Annotated in this window: 19 protein-coding genes and 1 pseudogene; 7 read left to right on the forward strand and 13 right to left on the reverse strand. The window is 75.0% G+C overall.

Features of this window, described 5'->3' with window-relative positions:
• Positions 1 to 146 precede the first annotated feature (146 nt).
• The gene (locus ACOJVX_RS16250; RefSeq protein ID WP_418154128.1) at positions 147 to 1,610 is read right to left on the reverse strand and encodes an aldehyde dehydrogenase family protein; all 1,464 of its coding nucleotides are present in this window, start codon (positions 1,608 to 1,610) and stop codon (positions 147 to 149) included.
• 164 nt (positions 1,611 to 1,774) lie between these two features.
• Here ACOJVX_RS16250 and ACOJVX_RS16255 point away from each other — a divergent pair, with 164 nt between their 5' ends.
• Positions 1,775 to 3,052: a glycosyltransferase family 9 protein gene (locus ACOJVX_RS16255; protein WP_211237522.1), complete on the forward strand. Its 1,278-nt coding sequence runs from the start codon at positions 1,775 to 1,777 to the stop codon at positions 3,050 to 3,052.
• Here ACOJVX_RS16255 and ACOJVX_RS16260 read toward each other — a convergent pair.
• From ACOJVX_RS16260 to ACOJVX_RS16310, 11 genes and pseudogenes are all read right to left on the reverse strand, one after another.
• A complete protein-coding gene (locus ACOJVX_RS16260) occupies positions 2,944 to 3,339 on the reverse strand; it encodes a hypothetical protein (protein ID WP_155886111.1) in 396 nt (131 codons plus the stop codon). The genes ACOJVX_RS16255 and ACOJVX_RS16260 overlap by 109 nt on opposite strands.
• 374 nt (positions 3,340 to 3,713) lie before the next feature.
• Positions 3,714 to 4,328 (reverse strand): flavodoxin family protein, encoded by a 615-nt coding sequence (locus ACOJVX_RS16265; protein ID WP_103056511.1) that lies wholly within the window; start codon positions 4,326 to 4,328, stop codon positions 3,714 to 3,716.
• 29 nt (positions 4,329 to 4,357) lie between these two features.
• Complete coding sequence (locus ACOJVX_RS16270) at positions 4,358 to 5,539, reverse strand: alcohol dehydrogenase catalytic domain-containing protein (protein ID WP_026418690.1); 1,182 nt, start codon at positions 5,537 to 5,539, stop codon at positions 4,358 to 4,360.
• Between the two features lie 135 nt (positions 5,540 to 5,674).
• Positions 5,675 to 6,517 carry an SDR family oxidoreductase gene (locus ACOJVX_RS16275; protein ID WP_051313917.1) on the reverse strand — a complete coding sequence of 281 codons (843 nt, stop codon included), beginning with the start codon at positions 6,515 to 6,517 and terminating at the stop codon, positions 5,675 to 5,677.
• Positions 6,510 to 7,727 carry a glycosyltransferase family 9 protein gene (locus tag ACOJVX_RS16280; protein WP_030106077.1) on the reverse strand — a complete coding sequence of 406 codons (1,218 nt, stop codon included), beginning with the start codon at positions 7,725 to 7,727 and terminating at the stop codon, positions 6,510 to 6,512. Before ACOJVX_RS16280 ends, ACOJVX_RS16275 begins: the two co-directional genes overlap by 8 nt.
• A complete protein-coding gene (locus tag ACOJVX_RS16285) occupies positions 7,718 to 8,473 on the reverse strand; it encodes an SDR family oxidoreductase (protein WP_103056509.1) in 756 nt (251 codons plus the stop codon). Before ACOJVX_RS16285 ends, ACOJVX_RS16280 begins: the two co-directional genes overlap by 10 nt.
• 146 nt (positions 8,474 to 8,619) lie before the next feature.
• Positions 8,620 to 10,026, reverse strand: coding sequence for a PfkB family carbohydrate kinase (locus ACOJVX_RS16290; protein ID WP_051713056.1), 1,407 nt, complete (start codon positions 10,024 to 10,026; stop codon positions 8,620 to 8,622).
• A gap of 347 nt (positions 10,027 to 10,373) precedes the next feature.
• A pseudogene (locus ACOJVX_RS16295) lies at positions 10,374 to 10,895 on the reverse strand (D-sedoheptulose-7-phosphate isomerase); the annotation flags it as partial.
• 125 nt (positions 10,896 to 11,020) lie between these two features.
• Positions 11,021 to 12,250 carry a glycosyltransferase gene (locus ACOJVX_RS16300; RefSeq protein ID WP_030106080.1) on the reverse strand — a complete coding sequence of 410 codons (1,230 nt, stop codon included), beginning with the start codon at positions 12,248 to 12,250 and terminating at the stop codon, positions 11,021 to 11,023.
• 39 nt (positions 12,251 to 12,289) lie between these two features.
• Positions 12,290 to 13,345, reverse strand: coding sequence for a glycosyltransferase (locus ACOJVX_RS16305; RefSeq protein ID WP_422647580.1), 1,056 nt, complete (start codon positions 13,343 to 13,345; stop codon positions 12,290 to 12,292).
• A gap of 89 nt (positions 13,346 to 13,434) precedes the next feature.
• The gene (locus tag ACOJVX_RS16310) at positions 13,435 to 14,127 is read right to left on the reverse strand and encodes a D-glycero-alpha-D-manno-heptose-1,7-bisphosphate 7-phosphatase (RefSeq protein ID WP_026418687.1); all 693 of its coding nucleotides are present in this window, start codon (positions 14,125 to 14,127) and stop codon (positions 13,435 to 13,437) included.
• Positions 14,128 to 14,479: 352 nt separating this feature from the next.
• Here ACOJVX_RS16310 and ACOJVX_RS16315 point away from each other — a divergent pair, with 352 nt between their 5' ends.
• Positions 14,480 to 15,406 carry a glycosyltransferase family 9 protein gene (locus ACOJVX_RS16315; RefSeq protein ID WP_425475821.1) on the forward strand — a complete coding sequence of 309 codons (927 nt, stop codon included), beginning with the start codon at positions 14,480 to 14,482 and terminating at the stop codon, positions 15,404 to 15,406.
• Positions 15,407 to 15,690: 284 nt separating this feature from the next.
• Positions 15,691 to 16,158, forward strand: coding sequence for an STAS domain-containing protein (locus tag ACOJVX_RS16320; protein WP_051313913.1), 468 nt, complete (start codon positions 15,691 to 15,693; stop codon positions 16,156 to 16,158).
• A gap of 132 nt (positions 16,159 to 16,290) precedes the next feature.
• On the opposite strand, the gene ACOJVX_RS16325 is transcribed toward ACOJVX_RS16320, so the two are convergent.
• The gene (locus ACOJVX_RS16325) at positions 16,291 to 16,596 is read right to left on the reverse strand and encodes an HPr family phosphocarrier protein (RefSeq protein ID WP_418154133.1); all 306 of its coding nucleotides are present in this window, start codon (positions 16,594 to 16,596) and stop codon (positions 16,291 to 16,293) included.
• A gap of 453 nt (positions 16,597 to 17,049) precedes the next feature.
• Here ACOJVX_RS16325 and ACOJVX_RS16330 point away from each other — a divergent pair, with 453 nt between their 5' ends.
• The 4 genes from ACOJVX_RS16330 to ACOJVX_RS16345 all read left to right on the forward strand — a co-directional run bounded on the left by ACOJVX_RS16330 (position 17,050) and on the right by ACOJVX_RS16345 (position 21,300).
• Positions 17,050 to 18,090, forward strand: a complete 1,041-nt coding sequence (locus ACOJVX_RS16330) for a LacI family DNA-binding transcriptional regulator (RefSeq protein WP_026418685.1) — start codon at positions 17,050 to 17,052, stop codon at positions 18,088 to 18,090.
• A gap of 85 nt (positions 18,091 to 18,175) precedes the next feature.
• A complete protein-coding gene (locus ACOJVX_RS16335; protein WP_103056506.1) occupies positions 18,176 to 19,375 on the forward strand; it encodes a cytochrome P450 family protein in 1,200 nt (399 codons plus the stop codon).
• Positions 19,376 to 19,797: 422 nt separating this feature from the next.
• The gene (locus tag ACOJVX_RS16340; protein WP_418154134.1) at positions 19,798 to 20,838 is read left to right on the forward strand and encodes an MBL fold metallo-hydrolase; all 1,041 of its coding nucleotides are present in this window, start codon (positions 19,798 to 19,800) and stop codon (positions 20,836 to 20,838) included.
• A 132-nt stretch (positions 20,839 to 20,970) separates the two neighbouring features.
• Positions 20,971 to 21,300 (forward strand): FKBP-type peptidyl-prolyl cis-trans isomerase, encoded by a 330-nt coding sequence (locus tag ACOJVX_RS16345; RefSeq protein WP_026418683.1) that lies wholly within the window; start codon positions 20,971 to 20,973, stop codon positions 21,298 to 21,300.
• Positions 21,301 to 21,334: the final 34 nt, after the last annotated feature.

Below are 21,334 nucleotides of genomic sequence, written 5' to 3' on the forward strand. Positions count from 1 at the left end.
GCCGGCCGCGCGCGGTGCCCGGGCGGCCGACCACGGCGGGAGGACCCCGGGCCGACGGCCCGCCGGGCGCTTCGGCCGCTCATCTCCCCCGGCCTCGACCGGCCCGCTGGCGCGGGTGCCGTTGGCCGAGGCGGTGTGGACGCGGCTCAGGGTTCCGGGTTCGCCACGTCGCCGGGCAGGCCCAGGTGCACGACCTTGACCGTGGTCATCTCGTCGAGCAGTTCCGGGCCGAAGCCGAACCCGTTGCCGCTGTCCCGGCGGGGTTGCGCCGCTCCCCCGGGGGCGCCACCGAACACGTCGTTGACCTTCACCGTGCCCACGGGCAGTTCCCGCCAGGCGCGCTGGGCGTGGGCCATCGACCCGGTGAGCACCGTCGCGGCGAGTCCGTAGCGGTCGACGGCGACCTCCGCCAGGGCCTGGTCGAAACTGTCGACCACCCGCACGGGGGCCACGGGCCCGAACGTCTCCTCCTGGAACACCGCCATCTCGGGTCGGCAGCCGGTGAGCACCGTCGCCGGGTAGGAGGAACCCGGGCCGGGTGGGATGACGCCGCCGCACCCGACCTCGGCGCCGGCGTCGAGTGCCTGGGTGACGTGGCCGTGCACGTGCGCCCGGTGCCGGACGTCGACCAGCGGGCCCAGTTCGACCTCGGAGGTGTCGCGTGGCCGGGCCCGGTACCGGCGGGCCTGGTCGACCAGCGCGGCCACGAAGCGGTCGGCGACCGCCCGGTGCACGTAGACGCGTTCGACGGCGGTGCAGATCTGCCCGCTGTTGGTGAACGCCCCGATCGCCGCCTGTCCGGCGGCCCACACCGGGTCGACGTCGGAGTCGACCAGCAGCGGGTCGTTGCCCCCGTTCTCCGCGAGCACCGCCGCGCCCCGCACGGCCGCGGCGGCCAGGACGCGGCGGCCGGCCGCGGTGGAACCGACGTGGGCGATCAGGTCCACCCGGGGGTCCTCGACCAGGGCGGCCCCCACCCGCCCGTCGCCGGTCACCCGCACCAGGACGCCGCTCGGGAGCGGCGCGCACAGCACCTGGCCGAGTGCCCGCCCCAGGTGCGGTGCCCGTTCGCTCGGCTTGAAGCAGACCGTGTTCCCCGTCGCCAGGGCCGCGCCGATCAGCCCGCAGGCCACCGCGACGGGTTCGTTCCACGGGGTGAGGACGGCGACCACGCCCCGAGGTTCGGGCACCATCAGGTCGGTGGCCGCCACGTCCCCGAGCAGGGCGCGGCCACCGCGCACCGGTGCGAGTTCGGCGTACTGGTCGAGTGTGGCGGCTCCCGCCAGCACCCCGTCGAGGGCCTGGGAGAACGGTCGACCGGTCTCGGCCGTGTTCAGCCGGGCCAGCCGGTTCGCCGAGGCGCGGACCTCCTCGGCCATCTCGTGGAGGAGGCGGCCCCGCCTGGCGGGCGGGGTGGCGGCCCACGCGGGCTGGTGGCGGTGGGCGAGACCGACCGCGTCGCGCACCTCCTCGGGACTGGACATGACCAGTCGGCCGAACGGGGTCCCGGTGACCGGGTCGGTCACCTCGATCACCGGGGCGGTCCCGTCCGCCGGGGACACGGCGGTGGCGGCGCGCACGCCGTCGACGCCCACCAGCTGCTCCGTCATGGGGCACCTCCTCTCCGTCGCTGGCCGGATACCCGGGCCGGTCGGGGTCATTCCTGCTGCTCCTCCTCGTCCTCCGTGTGGTGACCGGCGGGGTGGCCGCCGTTTCTCCCAGCGCCCGTCGGGCAGTTCTCGGTGGGGACGTCACTCGGCCGGAGGGGGCAGGCGTGGGGGAACACGACGCGGGACCGGCGTTGCCGCCGATCGGCCCGGCCGGGGGGCGCTGGCCGGATGTGGGGCGCATCGGCGTGCTGCGGGGCGGGGGCATCGGCGACCTGATGTTCGTGATGCCGGCGCTCGTCGCATTGCGAGCGGCCTACCCGGAAGCGGAACTGGTCCTGCTCGGCACCGGAGCGCACCGGGCGCTGCTGGCCGGTCGCCCCGGCCCCGTGGACCGCTGCCTGCCGCTGCCTCGGGCCCACGGGGTGCACGAACCGACACCCGGTCAACCGGACGACGGGGTCGACCAGGGGGCGTTCCTCGCCTCGGTGGCCGCGCTCCGCCTCGACCTCGGAGCGCAGTTGCACGGCGGCGGGCGTTGGTCCAACCCCTTCCTGCTGCGGACAGGGGCCCGGCACACCGTGGGGACGGCGACTCCCGACGCCGAACCGCTGGAACGGACGATCCCCTACCGCTACTACCAGCACGAGGTGCTGCGCCACCTGGAGGTGGTCGGCCTCGCCGGTGCCCCGCCCGTCGTCGTGGACCCCGCGCTGCCCGTCACCGACGGCGACCGGGACCGGGCGGCGAGCGCCCTGTCCGGGCTGCCGGAACCGCTGCTGGTCGTCCACCCGGGCGCGACGGACCCTCGACGCCGCTGGCCTCCACCCCTGTTCGCGGAGGTCGTCGAACGGGTGGTGCGGGACGGCGCGGGAGCCGTCGTCCTGGGGTCGTCGAACGAGGAGGCGCTGGTGCGCGGTACCGCGCGACTGGCACGTGAGCGGCTCCCGGCTGGGCTCCGGGAACAGGTCCGGGAGTTCCCCGGGACGCTGGACCTGTCCGGCATGGTCGGGGTGCTGGCGTCGGCGCGGGTGGTCCTCGCCAACGACAGCGGCCCCCGGCACGTGGCGCAGGCCGTGGGCACCGCCACCGTCGGGGTCTTCCAGGCGTGCAACGTGATCAACGCGGCCGCGTTGGGGCGGGCACGACATCCGGTGCACTTCAGCTGGTTCACCCGCTGCCCCCGGTGCGGGGTGCTCGCGGCCGGACCGGAAGGCGCCCGCTGCGCGCACGAGTTCTCGATGGTGGGCGACGTGCCGGTCGTCGAGGTGCTGGCGGACGTGCGGGAGCTCCTGGGGGGTCCGACGGGCTCGGACCGGGGCGGATCGCGCGACCGTCAGGGAAGTCGGGGAACCGGCTGCCAGCGCCACTCGTCGCCGGGCGCGTCGTGGACCTCGGGGGTGGGCGCGCACCGCAGCGGCTTCCCGGCCGGGGAGAACGCGTAGCGGCCGTGGTGGCTGTCGCCGCAGAGCCGCCAGGGCGTCCTGGGGCCGTCGACGAGGAGCGGGGGGCCGCCGGTCGCGGGCGCCGAGGTGGGGCGTGCGCCCTGGCGATCCACCGCATCGTGCTCGCCCGCGTCGGCGGGGCCGTGCCACGTCGCGACGGCCGGTGGGGACGGCCCGTCGACGGGTGCGGGCCCCTGATCGGGCAGCAGGGGGCGGTCGAGCAGGGCGGCCGCCGAGATCAGCGCGCCGAGCGCGACCCGGAGCGCGAGGTGGTGTGTCGTCGTCATCCTGGCAGCCTGCCAGCACTCGAACACCCACCGTCAACTTCCACTACAACGTGTGACCACCCCGGGTGGGCCATGGGCGGTTGGCTGGCGGTGCGGATGGTCGCCCAGCGGGACCGGGGAGGTCGCCGGCTCGTCGGTGGTGCCCTCATCGGCCGGTGGGACGGGGTGGTCGGCGCGGACATCGTTCGCGCGAACGCGGCCGGTCGCACCGCGAGCTGGCGCGCTGGCCGCCCTGCCCAACCCGACGGACTCGGGCGCCCCAGCTCCGACCCCCGCACGGCGGCGGGGAGGAACCACTCCCGGCCGCGCCGCCGCCGACGCCGGACGCGGCCCAGCCGGGTCCGACGCGGCGGGGGGCGGACCGGCGCGGCGCGTCAGCTCGGCGGCACGGGGATCGGCGCCTGCTGGAGGGCGCGGGCGACGGCCACCAGGTTGGAGGCCATCATGCGGCCCGTGCGGTGTGCCCACTGGTGCCCGTGGTCGACGTCCGGGTAGTTGGGGCCCGGTCCGGGCCCCATGTTCCAGTAGGTCCAGGACTGCCCTGGCACGGTGTACCCCACGTCGATGAGGGCGCCGTTCGTCTCGCTGATGACGTGGTGCGCTCCGTCCTCGTTGCCGGTGACGACCACACCGGCCACCCTGTTGTAGGCCACCGGGAGACCCGCGTCGTCGGTCTCGGACATCATCGAGTCCATCCGTTCCAGGACCTGGCGGGACACCGAGGACGGCTGGCCGAGCCAGGTCGGGGTGGCGACGATGAGGATCTCCGACTCCAGCAACCGGCGGTGGATCTCCGGCCACTCGTCGGCTCCGCCGAGGTCCGTCTCGACCCCGCGCGGGACCTCGCGGTCGACGACGCGGATCTGCTCCACGTCGACGTCGCGTTCCCGGAGTTCGTCCACCACCACGGAGGTGAGCAGTTCGGTGTTCGACTTCGCCGGGGACCGCTTCAGGGTGCAGCTCAACACCACGGCACGCACGCTGACCACTTCCCGTCTCGTATCGGTTCGCTCTTCCGTCAGACCGCGACCGCGACCTTCACCCAGCCGGGTTCCTTGTCGTCGAAGGTGTGGTAGGAGCGGATGACGCCGTCCCAGTCGGTGAGTTGGGTGACCGAGGCGAGGGGGTCGACGACACCGGACCGGACCATGCGCAGCAACTCCGGGATGTGCGTTCGGTGGTTGCAGTTGCCGAGTTTCACGGTGAGGTTGCGGTTCATCGCCGTACCGATCGGCCAGCGGTCCATCGTGGGTGGGTAGACCCCGACGACCCCCACCGTCCCGGCCTTGGCCACCGCCCGCACCGCCCACTCCGAGGCCTGGCTCGGGGCGATGGGCGGCAGCTGGTCCCCTCCCTCGACGCCCGGCTCGGTGATCTCCCGCCGCTGTTCGGGGAACCCCTCGGGCGCGGCCCACGCCGGGGCCTCTGCGTCCACGCCCACCGCGTCGATGACCCGGTCCACGCCGATTCCGCCGGTCAGCTGGCGGATGGTCTCGACGGGGTCCTCGGTGTCGAAGTCGACGGTCTCGGCGTGCTGGGACCGCGCCATCTCCAGCCGGGAGGCGACGTGGTCGACGGCGAGGACGCGGTTGGCGCCCTGTTGCTGGGCGGAGGTGATGGCCAGCTGTCCCACCGGGCCGCAGCCGAACACGGCGACGTCGTCCCCCGGGGACACCTCGGCGAGCAGGGCGCCGAACCACGCCGTCGGGTAGACGTCGCTGACCACGATGGCCTGTTCGTCGGTCACCTCGTCGGGAAGGGCCACCAGGTTGACGTGGGCGAAGGGGATGCGGGCGTACTCGGCCTGGAGCCCGTCGACCGGGCCGGTCATCTCCGGCCCGCCGAAGAACGAGGTGCCCGCGAGGGCGCCCTGCGGGTTGGCCCGGTCGCACTGCGCGGTGTAGCCGGCGCGGCAGTAGGAGCAGGTGCCGCAGCACAGCGTGGAGGGGATCACGACCCGGTCTCCCGGTCGGAAGTTGCGGACCTCGGGGCCGACCTCCTCGACCACGCCGACGCCCTCGTGCCCGAGGATCGTGCCGGGGCGCATCCCGGGCAGGCTGCCCCGCACCATGTGCAGGTCCGTTCCGCAGATCGCGCTGACGGTCAGCCTGACGACGGCGTCGGTCGGCTCCTGGATCCGCGCGTCGGGCACCTGTTCCACCGCGATCTCACCGGGTGCGTGCCACACGACGGCCTTCATCGGTACGTCCACCTCGTCTCTTCGCGCTACTCGTCGTACTGCTGGGTGTCTCGCCTGGCCCGCGCGGTTCCCTGCCGCGCGGTCGGGAACGCCACCGGTCGCCGGGAGGGCCGAGGTCGTTCCCGGGTGCGCGGGTCAGCCGTCCCGCCACTCGTCGCTGGGCAGCCGCAGGCCCGCCTCCGGCCCCATGAGCGCGAGCCCGCCGTCCACGAGCAGGGAGACCCCGGTGATGTAGGAGGCGGCGGGGGTGGCGAGGAACGCCACCGCCGCCGCGACCTCGTCGGCCGCGCCCGGCCGGCCGAGGGGGACGCCGGGCCTGGGCTGCTCGGCCGGGTCCACCCCCTCCTGGTCGTTCATGCCGGTGCTGATCTCGCCGGGAGCCACCGCGTTGACCGTGATCCCGTGCCTGGCCAGTTCCAGCGCCAGGACCCGGGTGAGCTGCCCCGCCCCGCCCTTCGCCGCCGCGTAGGGCGCGAAGCCGGTGCGGGGCAGGTGTTCGTGGATGCTGGTGATGTTGATGATCCGCCCGCCGTGGCCGGCGTCGATCATCCTGCGGGCGGCCCGCTGCGAGCACAGGAACACGGCGTCGAGGTTGACCGAGGTGACCTGCCGCCACTTCTCGTAGCTCGTGTCGACCCCGAGCGCGTCCGAACCCACGCCGGCGTTGTTGACCAGGATGTCCACTCCGCCCAGTTCGTCGGCGAGCTCGTCGACCACCGAGGCCGCGTCGGGTAGCTCGGACAGGTCGGTCTGCCTGGCCAGCGCACGGCTCCCCCTGCCCTCGATCTCCTTGACCGCGTGCCGGGCGCGTTCGGCGTCCGAGTGGTAGGTGATGCCCACGTCGAGGCCGCCACCGGCGAGGCTGACCGCGATCGAGCGGCCGATACCGGAGTCGCCACCCGTGACGATCGCGGTCCTCGGCAGGTCGGGCCACTGGTCGGAGTCTCGGGTTGCTGTATCGGATCCCGGATCAGTCATGCCCCCCGGGTACCCGCGGGTCCGGCCGCGCAACACCGGCTCGTGGGGAAACCTGGTGGGTCGGCCGTCCGACCAGCCGTTGGACCGCGCGGACCACGTCCTCGGGGGCGACGTCCGACAGGCACGGGTGCCCCGGCACCGGGCAGTGGCGTGCCCGGCTCCCGGCGCAGGGGGCGCGTTGGTCGCCGAGCAGGACCGTGGGCACCCGGTAGGGCGCCCACCGGCGGGCCGGCACGACGGGGGCGAACAGCGAGACCACGGGGGTGCCGTGCGCGGCGGCCAGGTGCGCCGGCCCGGTGTTGCCGACCACCACGGCGGAGGCCCCGAGGACCAGCCCGGACAGCTGCGGGAACGACGTCCGTCCGCCCAGGTCGGTGGCGTGGTCGCCGGCGACCTCCCGCGTCAGCCGGATCTCGCCGGGGCCGCCGGTCACCACCACCCGGTGGCCCCGCAGGGCGAGCCGGCGGGCCGCCTCCCGCCAGTGCCAGCTCGGCCACCGGCGGGCCGGGGCGGACGCTCCCGGGTGCATGACGACGTAGGGATCGGAGTCCACCAGCGTGCGCACCGGCGGTGGGGGGAGCACCGCGAGGCGCCCGTCGTCGCCTCCGGGGAGCGGGAACCCGGCGGCGTCGGCGACCAGCAGGGCGCGTTCCGGTTCCGGGAGGTCCTCCGGGAAGTCCTCGCCGGGGCGCAACCGGACGTCGAGCAGCGTGCCGGCGTAGTCGGTGGACGCCGCGGCGATGCGGGGAACTCCCGCCAGCCGCAGGAGGAGCGCCAGCGGCAGCGCGGACTGGTGGAAGGAGGTGAGGACCACGGCCGAGTCGAGGTGGAGGCCGGCGAGCCGGGACACCAGGCCGTCGACGTCGGGGCCGCGCACCGGGGGCGGGTCGGCGTCGATCCACGGGCACCGCCAGCGGAGCACGTCGTCGACCCCGGGGAGCTGGCGGGCCGCCCGTTCGCCCGCCGGCCCGCACAGCAGCGTCAGGTGGCTCGCGCCGGCGGCGACGGCCCGCACGGCGGGGCCGGCGAGGAGCACGTCGCCGTCACTGTCCAGCCTGGCCACCAGCACCCTGGGGCCCCGTTCGCGGGGAGGGGCCGTCCGAGGTCCCCTGGCGCCGCGCGCCGACCGCTCCGGGCCGTGCCGGCCACCCCGGTGGCCGCCCCGGTCCGGCGGCCGACCGTGGTCCGGCGACGCTCCGGTCACGGCCACGAGCCCTCCTCGGAGTGCGAGACCATCAGTTCCCTGATCTCACAGCCGGCGGGCTGCCGCAGCGCGAACAACACCGCGTCCGCCACGTGCTCCGGGGGGTTCAGCCGGCTGTCGTCGGCGGGCCGGTACCGCTCCTCCCTGTCGTCGAAGAAGCGGGTGCGCATCCCGCCGGGCACGACGAGGGTGACCCCGACCGCGCCGGCGAGTTCGGCGGCGAGCGCCCGGGTGAACCCGACCACTCCGAACTTCGACGCGCAGTAGGCGGTGGCGTCGGACACCGCGCGCAGGCCGAGGGTGGAGGCCACCGTGACGATCCGCCCCCGGGCACGGCGCAACGCGGGCACGGCAGCCCGGCAGACCGCGGCGGTGCCGAACAGGTTGACGCGCACGACCCGTTCCCACTCGTCGGTGGGGACGTCCTCCAGCGCACCGCACCGGTCGACGCCGGCCGCGCAGACGACGCTGTCCAGACCTCCGGCTCGCCGGGCGAGTTCCACGACGGCTCGTTGGGCGGCTTCGGTGTCGGCCAGGTCCGCGTGGACGAAGTCCCGCCTCCCGCCGGGTCGGTCGGGCTCCGGGGGCGTGACGCGGTCGAGGACCAACGCGTGTCCGCCGGCGTGGGCGACGGCCCGCGCCACGGCGGCCCCGAGCCCGGAGCTGCCGCCGGTGACCAGCACCCGTCCCGGGGAGGTCAGCCGGGGTGCCACGTGGTCGGGTTCGCTGGCTGGCACGGTCGAGGTGGTCATCGCGGGGCTCCTTCGTGACCGGGTTCGCACGCCGGGCGCGAACGCGTTGTCGTCGGTTGCCACGGGGGCGTGGCGGACTCGGTGGTCCGCTGCCCGGGGGAGGTCGGGCGAGCCGGCCCCCGGGTCGTCGGGACACCGGTGGTCGCTCAACCGGGCTCGGGGGTCCTCGGTCGGTGGCGGCGGTCCGGGAGGGGGCTCGCCTCCCGGTGGGCGGCTCCCAGCTGCGCGGCCAGCCCGGTGGTGGAACGCCCGGGGTGGTAGGGGACCAGCGCGATCCGTCCGCCCCACCGGCGCACCAGGTCCGCCTCCGGCAGGCGTGTGAGGTCGTAGTCGGCGCCCTTGACCACGACGTCCGGCCGGAGTTCGAGCAACAGGCGTTCCGGGGTGTCCTCCGCGAACACCTCGACGCAGTCCACGCAGGACAGGGAGGCGACCATTTCGGCGCGGTCGTGTTCGGTGTTGACGGGCCGTCCGGGGCCCTTGAGCCGCCGGACCGACTCGTCGGAGTTCAGGCACACGACGAGGAGGTCGCCGAGGGCCCTGGCCGCCGTGAGGGTGCGCAGGTGTCCGGTGTGGAGCAGGTCGAAACATCCGCTGGCGACCACCACCGTCCCGCCGGCCGCCCGGACCGAGGCGATCCGTTCCCGCACGTCCCCGCCGGGCGGTCCGGGGGCCCGGAGCCGACCGACCGCGGTGGCGCCGCCGGCTTCGAGGAACGCGGCGGCACGACCGACCGCGGTGGTCACGGCGTCGTCGACGGCGGCCCCACCCGCCAGCGCGGCGGTGGCCTCGGCGGCGAAGGCGTCTCCGGCGCCGCACGGGTCGGGCACCGCGAGCCGAGGTGCGGGCACGGTGAGCGGGCTGTTCGCGCCGTGGTCGAGGATCGCCCCCCGCTCGCCAGCGGTGATCACCACGGCGTCGGCCCGCCACCGGTCGCGCAGCAGGCGGGCTCGGCGTTCGACGCCGGTGGCGTCCGCCTCCGGCACCCCGGCCTCGGTGGCGTTCGGGGTGATCAGGCGCAGGCCCTCCACCGGGTCCGCGCCCCTCGGGTGGGGGTCCCACACGACGGGCACGCGCCGGGCTCGGGCGGTGAGCACCTCCCGGAGGCGGGGATCGCCGGCCACGCCCCGCCCGTAGTCGGAGACGAGGACCGCGTCGGCGGAGGAGACCGCGTCGAGCAGGTCCGAGGTGGCGCGGGGCGGGGGTCCCTCACCTCCCCGGTCCGCCCGCAGCATCGGGTGCCCCGCCGAGCGGAACCTCGTCTTGACCACGGTCGAGGGGCCAGGGCAGGTGACCAGCCGCAGGTGGTCCCGCAGGAGCGCCCGGAGACGCCGGCCGGCCTCGTCGTCGGTGAGGGAGGTGGCGAGCACGACGGTGGCCCCACTCCGGGCCGCCAACAGCGCCGCCAGGGCCGCCCCGCCCGGACGCTCCTGCTCGGCTCGCACGTCGAGCACCGGCGCGGGTCCGTCCGGGCAGATCCGCCCCACCGGCCCGCTCACGTCGACGTCGAGCAGTGCGTCGCCGACGACCACGATCCCCGGGCCGCCGGTCACGGGCGGTGTCCTTCCCCCTGCCGTGGGCGCCGGGCCCTCGGCTGCCCTCCCCCGCCGGTCTCGCGGGCACCGTGGTCGGTCCCGGGCGGGAACGGCCGGGCACCGGCCTCCGCCTGGTCACCCGCGCCCCCTCTCCGCCGTGCCCCGGTGAGGTGGCCGTCGGTGGGGCGCCGTGGTCGCGGGTCCCGGGCCGGGGCGGACGTGTCGGCCGTCCCGGCGTGGACCCGCTCGTCCGGCGCAGGCGACCCGTGCCGTGACGCGGTCTCCGGGGACGGCCCGGCCGGGGTGGGTGGGGGGCTAGGCGGCCTCGGCGCACGGGGGTTGCCCGCGTCGGCGCGCGGTGCGGTCGCGGTGGCCGGCAGTGCCCGCTCGAACATCACGCACAGCAGGTGGACGGCCACCAGGTGGGCCTCCTGCACGCTGGAACAGGTGCCGGGCAGGGAGAGGGTCTCGTCGGCGAGGCCGGCCAGCGGGTTGGGGAGCGCCCCGGTGACCGCCCAGGTCAGGACGCCCAGTCGACGCGCGGTTCCGGTGGCCCGCAACAGGTTCTCGCTGCGCCCGCTGGTGGAGAGCAGCAGCAGGACGTCCCCGCGGCGGGCGTGCGCCTCCACCTGGCGGGCGAAGACGTCCCCGTAGCCGTAGTCGTTGCCGATGGCGGTGACGCTGGAGGTCTCGGCGTGCAGCGCGAGGGCCGAGTAGGCCCGGCGGTCGCCGTCGAAGCGCCCCACGAGCTCGGCCGTGAGGTGCTGGGCCTCGGCGGCGCTGCCGCCGTTCCCCGCGGCGAGCAACCGGTACCCGGCGGGGAGCAGCTCGGCGAGCCGCTGGCCCCAGCGGACCAGGGTGGGGAGCTCGGCCCGCAGCGCGCACAGGGTCTCGGAGAGCTGGTCGAGGTGGTGGTGCCCCGTGTGGCGCCAGGCGTCCTCGGCGGGGTCGGTGCCCGGCGCGGGTACCGGGAGGCGACGCTCGGGTACGTCGTGGGGGGCGATGCGGTGTCTCATGTCGCTCCTTCCACGGCCGGGGTGATCAGGGACGCCGGGGGCGGCGGGGGCGCCAGTCGCTGGTAGGCCAGCACGGTGTCGTAGGCGACGCGGTCCCAGGAGTAGCGGGAGAACGCGCGGTCGAAACCGGCGAGGCCCAGCGCGTGCCGCCGGGCGGGCTGGTTGAGCAGGCCCCGGAGCGCGGTGGCGAGAGCGCGCGGGTTCTTGGGGGGCACGAGCTGCCCGGTGACCCCGTCGACGATGGTGTCCAGCAGTCCTCCGACGGCCGAGGCCACCACGGGGACACCGCAGGCCATCGCCTCCAGCGGGACGATGCCGAAGGGCTCGTACCAGGGCGTGCAGGCGACGATGTCGGCCGACCGGAGCAGCGCGGGCATGTCCTCGCGGGGGACGCGTCCGAGCAGGTGGACCCGGTCGGCGACCCCGCCCCGGACGGCGCACGACCGCAACCTGTTCGCTTCCTCGTCGTGCGCCAGCTGGTCCTCGTCGGGCCCGCCGGCGATCAGGAGCTCGGTGTTCGGCACCGCCCGCAACGCCGCGATGAGCAGGTCGAAGCCCTTGCGGGGGATGAGCCTGCCCACGGTGACGACCCGGTGCAGCTCGCTCCGGTCGGCCACCCGCCCGTCGGGGTGGAAACCGGTGGTGTCGACTCCGCAGGGCACGATCGCGACCTTGGTGCGGCGGATGCCGAGCGCTCCGAGTTCGTGCACCTCGTCGGAGCAACTGGCCACCACCAGCGCGCTGTCCCGCGCGATCATCCGCTCCAGCCGCAGGCGCTGCGGTGGGCTGGTGTCCCGGCTGCCCTGGTGGCGCCGCTTGACGTGGCCGAGCGCGTGGAAGGTCTGGGCCACCGGGATGCCCAGTCCCCGGCAGGCCAGCAGGCTGGCGAGCCCTGAGGTCCAGAAATGGGCGTGGACGACGTCGGGCCTGGTCAGGGTCAGCTCGGCGAGCAGGTGGTCGGCGAACTCACCCATGTGCGGGAGCAGGTCGTCCCTCGGCAGCGGCTCGGGGGGACCAGCGGGGAGGTGCACCACCTCCACCCCGTGGTCGGTGGTGACACGGCAGGGCTGGTCGGGTGAGTCCCGCCGCGTGTAGACCCGCACCTCGTGCCCCTGCCGGACCAGTGCCGAGGACAGCTCCGCGACGTGCACGTTCTGCCCCCCGCAGTCCTCCTCGCCCGGTACGGCCAGTGGGCTGGCGTGTTCCGAGACCATCGAGATCCGCATCCGAGACTCCCTCCTCCCAGGTCCTCCCTCGTGGCACCCTCACCCGGCCGGTGGGGCGTGGACCGTCGTCCCGCTGTCCGTGGTGGAGCCGGCGCAGGTGCGCGGACCGCTCCGCCGTGGTCGTCGCGGGCCCTCGGCCACCGCCGCCCCCAGCACCCGGTCCCAGTCCCGGGTGAACGCGTCCACCCCGAACCGGGCCAGCGCCGTCCGCCGGGCGCCGGCACCGAGGGCGCGGGCGAGTTCCGGGTCGGCGCGCAGACCTCGTACGGCATCCGCCAGGACGTCGGGCCGGGTGGACAGGACCCCTGCTGTCGGGGGGACCACCTCGACGGCCTCCGTGCAGGCGAAGCCCACCACGGGCAGGCCCAGCAGCATGGCCTCGATCAACGCCAGGCCCAGCGAGGTCCAGCGGGGCGGGTGCAGGTAGAGGCGGCGGCGGGCCATCTCCTCGTGGAGCCTCGGCTCCCGGACGTCGCCCAGGGCCCGCAACCGGTCCGGTGCCACACCCAGGTGGTCCGGGAGGGTGGTCGTACCGAGGCCGAACACGTGCAGCGGGATCGTCCGGGCGAAGTCCGCAAGCAGGTCCGTTCCGGTGACCCGGCCTCGTCGCACCGGTTCGTTCACGACGACGGCGGCCGCGTCCAGTTCACCGCTGTACCGGTGCCCCGGGTCGGGGACGCCGTGCTCGACGACGAGGGTGGGGGCGCGCCCGCTGTCCCAGAGGAGCCGGTTGAAGTGCGTGACGTGGGCGATCGGGATGTCGGTGCGGTCGGCCAGCGGGTGCCGGGTGTCGGGGACGTGGTGGCGGGGCGTGTTGTGCTCCACGTAGACGGCCGGCACGTCCCGCCCGGGTTCCCTGCCGAGCCACCGGGCGGCGAGTTCGAGTTCCTCGGGCCGTTGCAGGACGACGACGTCGACGTCCTGGCCGTGGAGGTCCTGGACCGGGACCTCCACGGCGCGCTCGGGCCAGTCCCGGTCGGCCCGGCCCAGACCCCACGGACCCGGGGCGGGTGTCCGGGGCAGCAGGACGTGGTGACGCCCCTGGACGAAAGCGGTGGTCCACGAGCCGTGCACGTGCCAGACGAGCACCCGCAGCGGACGGGCCGCCGCCTCGCCCACCACCGGCGCGCGGGGGGAGGCGACCTCCGGTGGGCGCGCGGTCGAGGTGGGGGGCGCGGTGGCGCTCACGAGGTACCTCCCGTCGGCCGGATCCGGTCGTCCACCGCCGGCGGCGTCCTCCGGAGCCGCGCGGGCTCCCGCGCGGAGTGGGACGGGAGGCGCGGGACGTGGGAGGGCGCCGGCACCCCGACCGCACGGCGCCTGGGGGCTCCGTCCAGGAGCATCCGCAGCGCGTGGCGCAGGTCGTCCGCGACGCACGGCGCCCGCCGGACCTCCACCGCCCTGGTCCTCCCGTTGGGCACCAGCACCCCGGTTCCGCCGACCGCGCGCACCGCGAGCACGTCGGACTCGATGTCGCCGACGAGCCACGTCTCCGATGCCGGAACGCCCAACCGTTCCGCCGCCGCCAGCACCAGCCCGGGGCGCGGTTTGCGGCAGTCGCAGCGTTCGTCCGGTCGGTGCGGGCACACCTGCACGGTGTCGAGCCCGCCCACCAGTGCCGAGACGCGCGCGTTGACCGCGCGGACCTGCCGCCAGCTCAGCACCCCACGGCCGATCCCCGACTGGTTTGTCACCAGCCCCACGGGTATCCCCCGATCGCGGAGGGCCCGGACCACGTGCTCGGCGCCGGGCCGCAACCGGACGGCCGCCGGGTCCCCGTTGTAGGGGACGTCCTCGACGAGGGTGCCGTCCCGGTCGAACAACACCGCGGCCGGTGCGGTCGGACGCGGACGTGGCGTGGTGCTCGAGGAGTTCACGAGAACCGGCTTACCGGGGGGCTGATCGGTAAACGCTGCTTCTCCTCCTACTACTCGCCGTAGCCGCACCGCGGAGCGGCGACGTGGGAGATGACCCTGCTGACCTGCGCGGGGACGTGACCTCCCGTCGGGTAGCCCGACCGAGGGGACTGCGGGCGGTGTCGGCCAGCCGGCCGCCGGGCGGCGACCCGCCACCGCCGCCGGCGCGCCGACCGGGCGGCGCCCGGTGACCGGTGGGGGGACCCTGGAGACCCGCCGGCGGCGGGCGGCTGAGGCGACCAGCCGTGGCGGGCCAGGTCACGCGGCTGCGGGCGACGGCCCTGCGGCCCCGAGGTTCGGTCCGAGGAGGATGATGGTGTCCGAGAAACCCTGGGTGCTGGCCCTGCGGGCGCTGAAGCTCGGTGACGCGCTGGTGGCCGTCCCGGCGCTGCGGGCGCTGCGGACCGCCTTTCCCGACCACCGGGTCGTGCTCGCCGCGCCGCCCGAGCTGCGCCCCCTGGTGGACCGCATCGGCGGGATCGACCTGCTGCCCGTCCGCGACCTGGACGGCCCACTGCCCCCGTGCGCCCCGGACACCGCCGTGAACCTGCACGGGGCCGGCCCGAGGAGTTCCGAACTCCTGGCCGCGCTGTCGCCGGCGCGACGGATCGGGCACCGGGGCCCCGGATGGCCGGGGCCGGAGTGGGTGGAGGACATGCCGGAGCGGGAGCGGTGGTGCCGTCTGCTCCGGGAGCACGGCATCGCGGCGGACGGGACGGATCTCCACTTGTCGGGCCCGGAACACCCGGGGCCGGCGCCGGGCGCGGTGGTCGTCCACCCAGGGGCCGCCTACCCGAGCAAACGGTGGCCGGCGGAGAGGTTCGCCGCCGCCGCCCGGTGGCTGCGCGACCGGGGGGAACGGGTCGTACTGACCGGGACGGAGGCCGAGCGGCCCCTCACCGCGCGGGTGGCGGCGCTGGCTGGGCTCCCTCCGGAGCGCGACCTCGCCGGCCGGACCGGCCTCGACGACCTGGTGCGCTTGGTGGCCCACGCTCGGCACGTGCTCTGCGGGGACACCGGGACCGCGCACCTGAGCTATGCGTTCGGGGTGCCCTCGACGGTGCTGTTCGGCCCGGTCCCCGCCAGCCGGTGGGGACCGCCGGCGAACGGCCCCCACCGGGCCCTGTCCGCTGACGGGCCGCGGCGCGGCGACCCGTTCCGCGCCGTGCCGGATCCCGCGCTGCTCGGGGTGACGGTGCCCGCCGTCCTGCATGCTCTCGCAGAGCAACTGATCGACTGAGAAAACGGCAGCGGATATCACCTGTTGTGATTACCCGCGCCCCCCATTTCGCGCAGCAAGTAGTCACTTGTCGCGATGGATGTCCCCGTGGAGGTGAGTGCGTTGGCGTGACACTGCCCGTACGGTGGAGTCACAAGGGACGCACACGATGCTCCCCGCAGTTGCCAGCGCGTCTCGTCGGCGCGAAAGCCAGTCAACGTCGAGCCGTTCACCGGCAGGACATGACGAGTCCCCGCGGGCCCCGTTCCAGCAGAACGAGTGAACGGCGAGGACGGGAGGTTTCCATGACCAACGTCTCCGGCCGTGCCCCAGTGACGAACTGCCGCCCGCGCGGCCCTGGACGGCCACGGCCACGCACCCCCGGCCCCGGCGAGGAGCAGCTCTCGCTCACCGTCGAACACGACGCCCGAACCGCCAGGCCCGGCGACGGGCATCCGATCGTCCTCCACTTCCACGGCGAGGTGGACATGGTCAGCGCGCCCGCGCTGCGCCAGGGGATACTGCCGCACCTGGGGGGCGGTCACCCCGTCGTCGTCCTCGACCTGTCCGGTGTGACGTTCTTCGGAGCGCGGGGCGTCAGCGCGCTGATGACGGCGCAGGACACGGCCGAGCACCAGCACATCGAACTGCGGGTGGTCTCGAACCGGAGCACCGTGCCCCGCGTCCTGCGCGCCGCCGACGTCGGCGACGTGCTGCCCGTCTACGACAGCGTCGCCGCCGCGATCGCCGAACCCCGCCACCCGACGCGCTGAACCAGCCCTTCCTCCGTGCGCCTGGGCCGGGTGACGGCGGCCCCGCTCCGGTCGGGAGCACCCGACCCCGTGTTCCGGGACCGCGCACCCGACGGGCGGTCGGCCCGGCGCGAACCGCCACCTCGTCCGGGGTCAGGAGGGCTGTTGAACGGCGGCCTCCTCGGCGTCCGGGTCGAGTTCGATCACCGCCGCGAGCGCGTCCACCGCTTCCCGTGCCCCGTCGCCGTCGGCACTGAGCTCCACCTCGTCCCCGTGCCCGGCGGCCAGCGTCATCAACCCGAGCATGCTCGCCGCGCTCACCGCGTCGCCCGGCGTGCCGTCGACCACCTTCGCGATCGACACCGCCGCGCCCTGCTCGGCCGCTCTCCTCGCCAGCAACGCCGCTGGGCGCGCGTGCAGTCCGACACTCGCCGCGACGACGACTCGACGTGCGTACACGGGGCTCTCCCTCTCCCGACAGCATGAGGAACACGCCCGGGACGAGTGGCGCCACGGTGCGCGCCTGCGAGGCTACCGAGGGCGACCCGGTCGCGTCGAGATCCACGTCCTCCGAGCGGGCCGACCGGGCGGTGGACTCGCCCCGACCCCCGCTGGTTCCCGCGATCCCCCACAGCGGAGCGCCGTCGTCCCGCCACCGCTCGGCGCGGCTCGGCGGTGCCAGCACCGCCCCCGGCTCGCGCGACCCCGGCTCGCGCGACCCCGCGCGCGGCGACGAACGGGGCGGCACCCACGGGGATCCCGCCGTGCGGGTCGGGATCCGGGAACCACCGGTCGGGGGAACGGACCGGCGACCTCCGCTCGCCAGCCCACCCGTGGGTTATGGTCTCCCAGCTCAGCAGCAGGGGAGGTCGGGAGCCGACCTCCCCGTCGAGGCCCGTCTTGGAGGCAACGGTGAGCGCTCGCGTCAGCATCCGCGACGTCGCCGCGCGCGCGAAGGTGTCCCTGGCGACCGTGTCCAACGTGCTCAACCGCCCCGAGGTGGTCGCCACCGCGACCCGCGAACGGGTTCTCGCCGCCATCGAGGAACTGGGGTTCGTCCGCAACGAGTCGGCACGGCAGCTCCGGTCCGGCCGGCCCAGGGCGATCGGTCTTGTCGTCCTGGACGTCTCCAACCCGTTCTTCACCGACGTCGCCCGGGGTGTCGAGGAGGCCGCGAGCGAGGCCGGTCACGCCGTGATCCTGTGCAACAGCGCCGGTTCGGCCACCCGGGAGGCCAGGCACGTGGAACTCCTGGCGGAACAACGCGTGCACGGCGTGCTGATCACGCCGGCGACGAACTCGCTGGAGGCGGTGGACGGGCTGCGCCGGCGCGGGGTGTCCGTGGTGCTGTTGGACCACCCGGCGCGGTTGGAGGACACCTGCTCGGTGGCGGTGGACGACAGGACCGGCGGTGAGCTCGCCGTCACCCACCTGCTGGCGGAGGGCCACGAGCGGGTGGTGATGGTCAACGGTCCCGCCCACGTCCACCAGGCGGCGGAGCGCCACCGGGGAGCGGTGGACGCCGTGCTGCGGGCCGGGCGGGACCCCGAGCTGCTGGAGACCATCGTCATGCCCACCCTCGACGTCGCCTCCGGACTGCGCGCCGGCGAACAGCTGCTGGCCAGGCCGGTCCGCCCCACCGCGGTCTTCTGCGCGAACGACCTGCTCGCGTTGGGCGCGCTCCAGGCCCTGGTACGAGGCGGCGCTCGGGTCCCGGAGGAGGTGGCGATCGTGGGTTACGACGACATCGACTTCGCCGCCGCGGCCGCGGTCCCGCTCACCTCGGTGCGACAGCCCCGCCACCTCATCGGGAGGACCGCGGCCCAACTCGTCCTCGCCGAGGCGGACACGTCCCGGGACCACGAACACCACCACGTGGTCTTCACACCCGAACTCGTGGTCCGGGAGTCCAGCCGAGGTCCACGCCGACGCCGCACCGCCTCCCGCCGGTGAACGGCCGCCGTCGACCGGGGCCGGGCAGGACCGAACACGGGCGGTAACGTCGCCAGCGTTCCCGTCCCGCACCACGGAGGCCCGAGTGAGCACCGAGTCCCCCCACCGCGGCGGCCCCTTCGACGCCGCCTGCCCGCGTGACCCGCACCCCGTGTTCCGCGACCTCCGGGAACGGTGCCCGGTACGGCACACCGAGCTTCCCGACGGAACGCACGCTTGGCTGGTGCTGGAGCACGAGCTGGTCCGATCCGGACTCGCCGACCCGGCGCTCTCCCTCGACAAGGCCAACTCCCGAGACGGGTACACCGGTTTCCGCCTGCCACCCGCGCTGGACCGCAACCTGTTGAACATGGACCCGCCGGACCACACCCGGATCAGGGCGCTGGTGGCCGGCGAGTTCACCCCGCGTCGGGTGGCGGCCATGCGTCCCCTGGTGACCAGGATCGCCGAGGGGCTCCTCGACCGCTTCCCGGCTCAGGGGCCGGTGGACCTGGTCACCGCCTTCACCGCGCCCCTCCCCGTGCTGGTGATCTGCGAGCTGTTGGGAGTCCGGGGAGCGGACACGGCGGCGATGCGCGGGTGGATGGAGAGCCTCTTCGTCCCCGACCCCGACGACCCGGCCGCCGCGGGGAGGTCCGTCGCCGCGATGGTGCGGTTCCTCGCCGACGCGGTCGCCGAACGCCGGCGCGCCCCCGGCGACGACCTGCTGTCCGCGTTGGTGACCGCGCGGGACGGCGAGGACAGGCTGACCGAGGACGAACTGACCTCGCTGGCCTTCGCGATGTTCTTCGCGGGGTTCGAGAACACGGTGCACGCCATCGGCAACGGGGTGCACGCGCTGCTCGACCACCCGGAACAGCTCGTCGCGCTGCGCGCCGATCCCGGCCTGGTTCCCGCCGCCGTCGAGGAGGTCCTCCGCTACGAGCCACCCGCGCAGTTCGCGATCCGGCGGTTCCCCCTGCGGGACCTGGACGTCGCCGGCGTGGCGGTGCCGGCCGGGCAGACCGTGCTGCTCGGCGTCAGCGCGGCCAACCGCGACCCGGCCGTCTTCTCCGACCCCGACGAGTTCGACATTCACCGGGATGATGCCGGCCGGCACCTCACGTTCGGGCGGGGGCCGCACTTCTGCGTGGGGGCGGCACTGGCCAGGCTGGAGATGGAGATCGCCTTCATTACGCTGTTCCAGCGGTTCCCGGACCTGCGGTTGGCCGTTGCCGAGGAGGAGCTGGTGTGGCGTCCCTCCCACCGCAGTCGGGGACTGGCCGCGCTCCCCGTGCTGTTCTGAGCCACCGGTACGGCCGGCGCGCCGTGCCCCCGCGCGACGCCGGTACCGGCGGCCGCGCCTCGGCCGAGGGGCCGAGGTCGTCCCGGCTGGTCCGCGCGGGCGCGGGACGCCCGGTCGGTCACGGCGGCGATGCCGCGCGCCGGGGCAGGGGACCGTGCCCCCAGGTCGGTCACGCTTCCGGGCGGGCGGCAGGTCGTCGCCGGCCCGGTACCGCGTGCCGTCCGACGGCCATCGGTCAGGCACCGGCAGCGATGTGGCGTAGGACGGCGCGAGCCGGGGACGCGAAGTGACGCACGGTAACGTGATCTCGCGGGACGTGACGAGATCGCCCCGGGCCAGCCCGGACCGACCGCCGCTCCCGGCGGCTGGCCCGCGCCCGGGCCAGCCGCGCCCCGGGCGGACGACGAGAGGAGCGGCTGGGCGTGGAGGGCCCCGGGAACCCGGCGAAGGTGCGCGCGCTGACCGACCAGGTGCACGCCTACCTCCCACCCGACGGCGGCTGGGGGTGGGCGAACTCCGGCCTGGTCAGGGGCGCGGAGGCGTCGCTGCTCGTCGACACCTCCTTCGACGCCCGGCTCACCCACGCCACGCTGGACGCCCTGCGGCCCCTGACCGAGGAAGCTCCCCTCCGCCTCGCCGTCAACACCCACGGCGATGGTGACCACTGGTACGGCAACCACGTGTTGCCCTCCTCCGTCGACATCGTGGCCACCTCGGCGGCGGCGACCGAGATGCGGGGCCTCACCCCCGACGTGCTGGCGAACCTGGTCCAGGCCGAACTGCCGCGCCCCACCAGGGACTACGTCCGACGCGCGTTCGGCGCCTTCGCGTTCGCCGACACCGGCGTCAGGCTCCCGACGGACACCTTCACCGGCCGGCTCAGCCTCGATCTGGGCGGCACCACCGTCGACCTCCTGGAAGTGGGCCCCGCCCACACCTCGGGGGACCTCCTGGTCCACGTGCCGGCCTCGGACACGGTCTTCACCGGGGACATCCTCTTCGTGGGGGTCACCCCGATCATGTGGGACGGACCGATCGACAACTGGATCGCCGCCCTGGACCGGGTGCTCGGGCTCCAGCCGAAGCACATCGTGCCGGGTCACGGCCCGCTCACCGACGCGTCGGGAGTAGTGGCCGTCCGGTCCTACCTGGAGCACGTGCGCCGCGAGACCCGGGAGCGCTTCGACCACGGGATGCCACCGGAGGAGGCCGCCGCCGACATCGACCTCGGCGAGTTCGCCCACTGGCTGCTACCGGAACGCGTCGTGGTGACCGTCGACCGGCTCTACCACGAGTTCGACCCGGACCGGCCGCTGACCGGGAAGATCGCGATGTTCGACGCGATGGCCCGCTACGACGCGTCCCGTTTCCGGCGCGCCACGGGAACAGCCGCTGACGGCTCGACGGGCGGCAGTGGTCCCTCCGGCACGGTCGCCGTCCGGCCGCGGGACGGACGCCCCTGACAGACGCGTCGATCACCGGCCCGAGGGACGCTCCTGGGCCACCTCTCCCCCACCAGGTCAGCCCCATCGCGCGGAGGGCGGGTAGGCGTCCTCGATAGGGTGCGCTCCCGGAACCACGGTGAGAGGACGATGATGAGCGCGGAACTGGGCATCGAGGACGTCAAGATCGGCGACGGGGCGGAGGCGAAGGCCGGTGACTCCGTCACGGTGCACTACGTCGGCACCCTGACCAACGGGTCGAAGTTCGACTCCTCCCGTGACCGGGGCGAGGGCTTCACCTTCGGGTTGGGCGCCGGCCAGGTCATCAGCGGCTGGGAGCAGGGTGTGGCGGGCATGAAGGTGGGTGGGGTCCGCAAGCTGGAGATCCCGCCGCACCTCGGGTACGGGGCGCGCGGAGTGCCCCCGATCATCCCGCAGAACGCGACCCTGCTGTTCGAGGTGGAGCTGTTGGCCGTCAGCTGACGCCCAGCGGGGGCGCTGGTGGAACCGCACCGGC

Source organism: Actinoalloteichus caeruleus (assembly GCF_049311605.1).
GTDB lineage: Bacteria > Actinomycetota > Actinomycetes > Mycobacteriales > Pseudonocardiaceae > Actinoalloteichus_B > Actinoalloteichus_B caeruleus.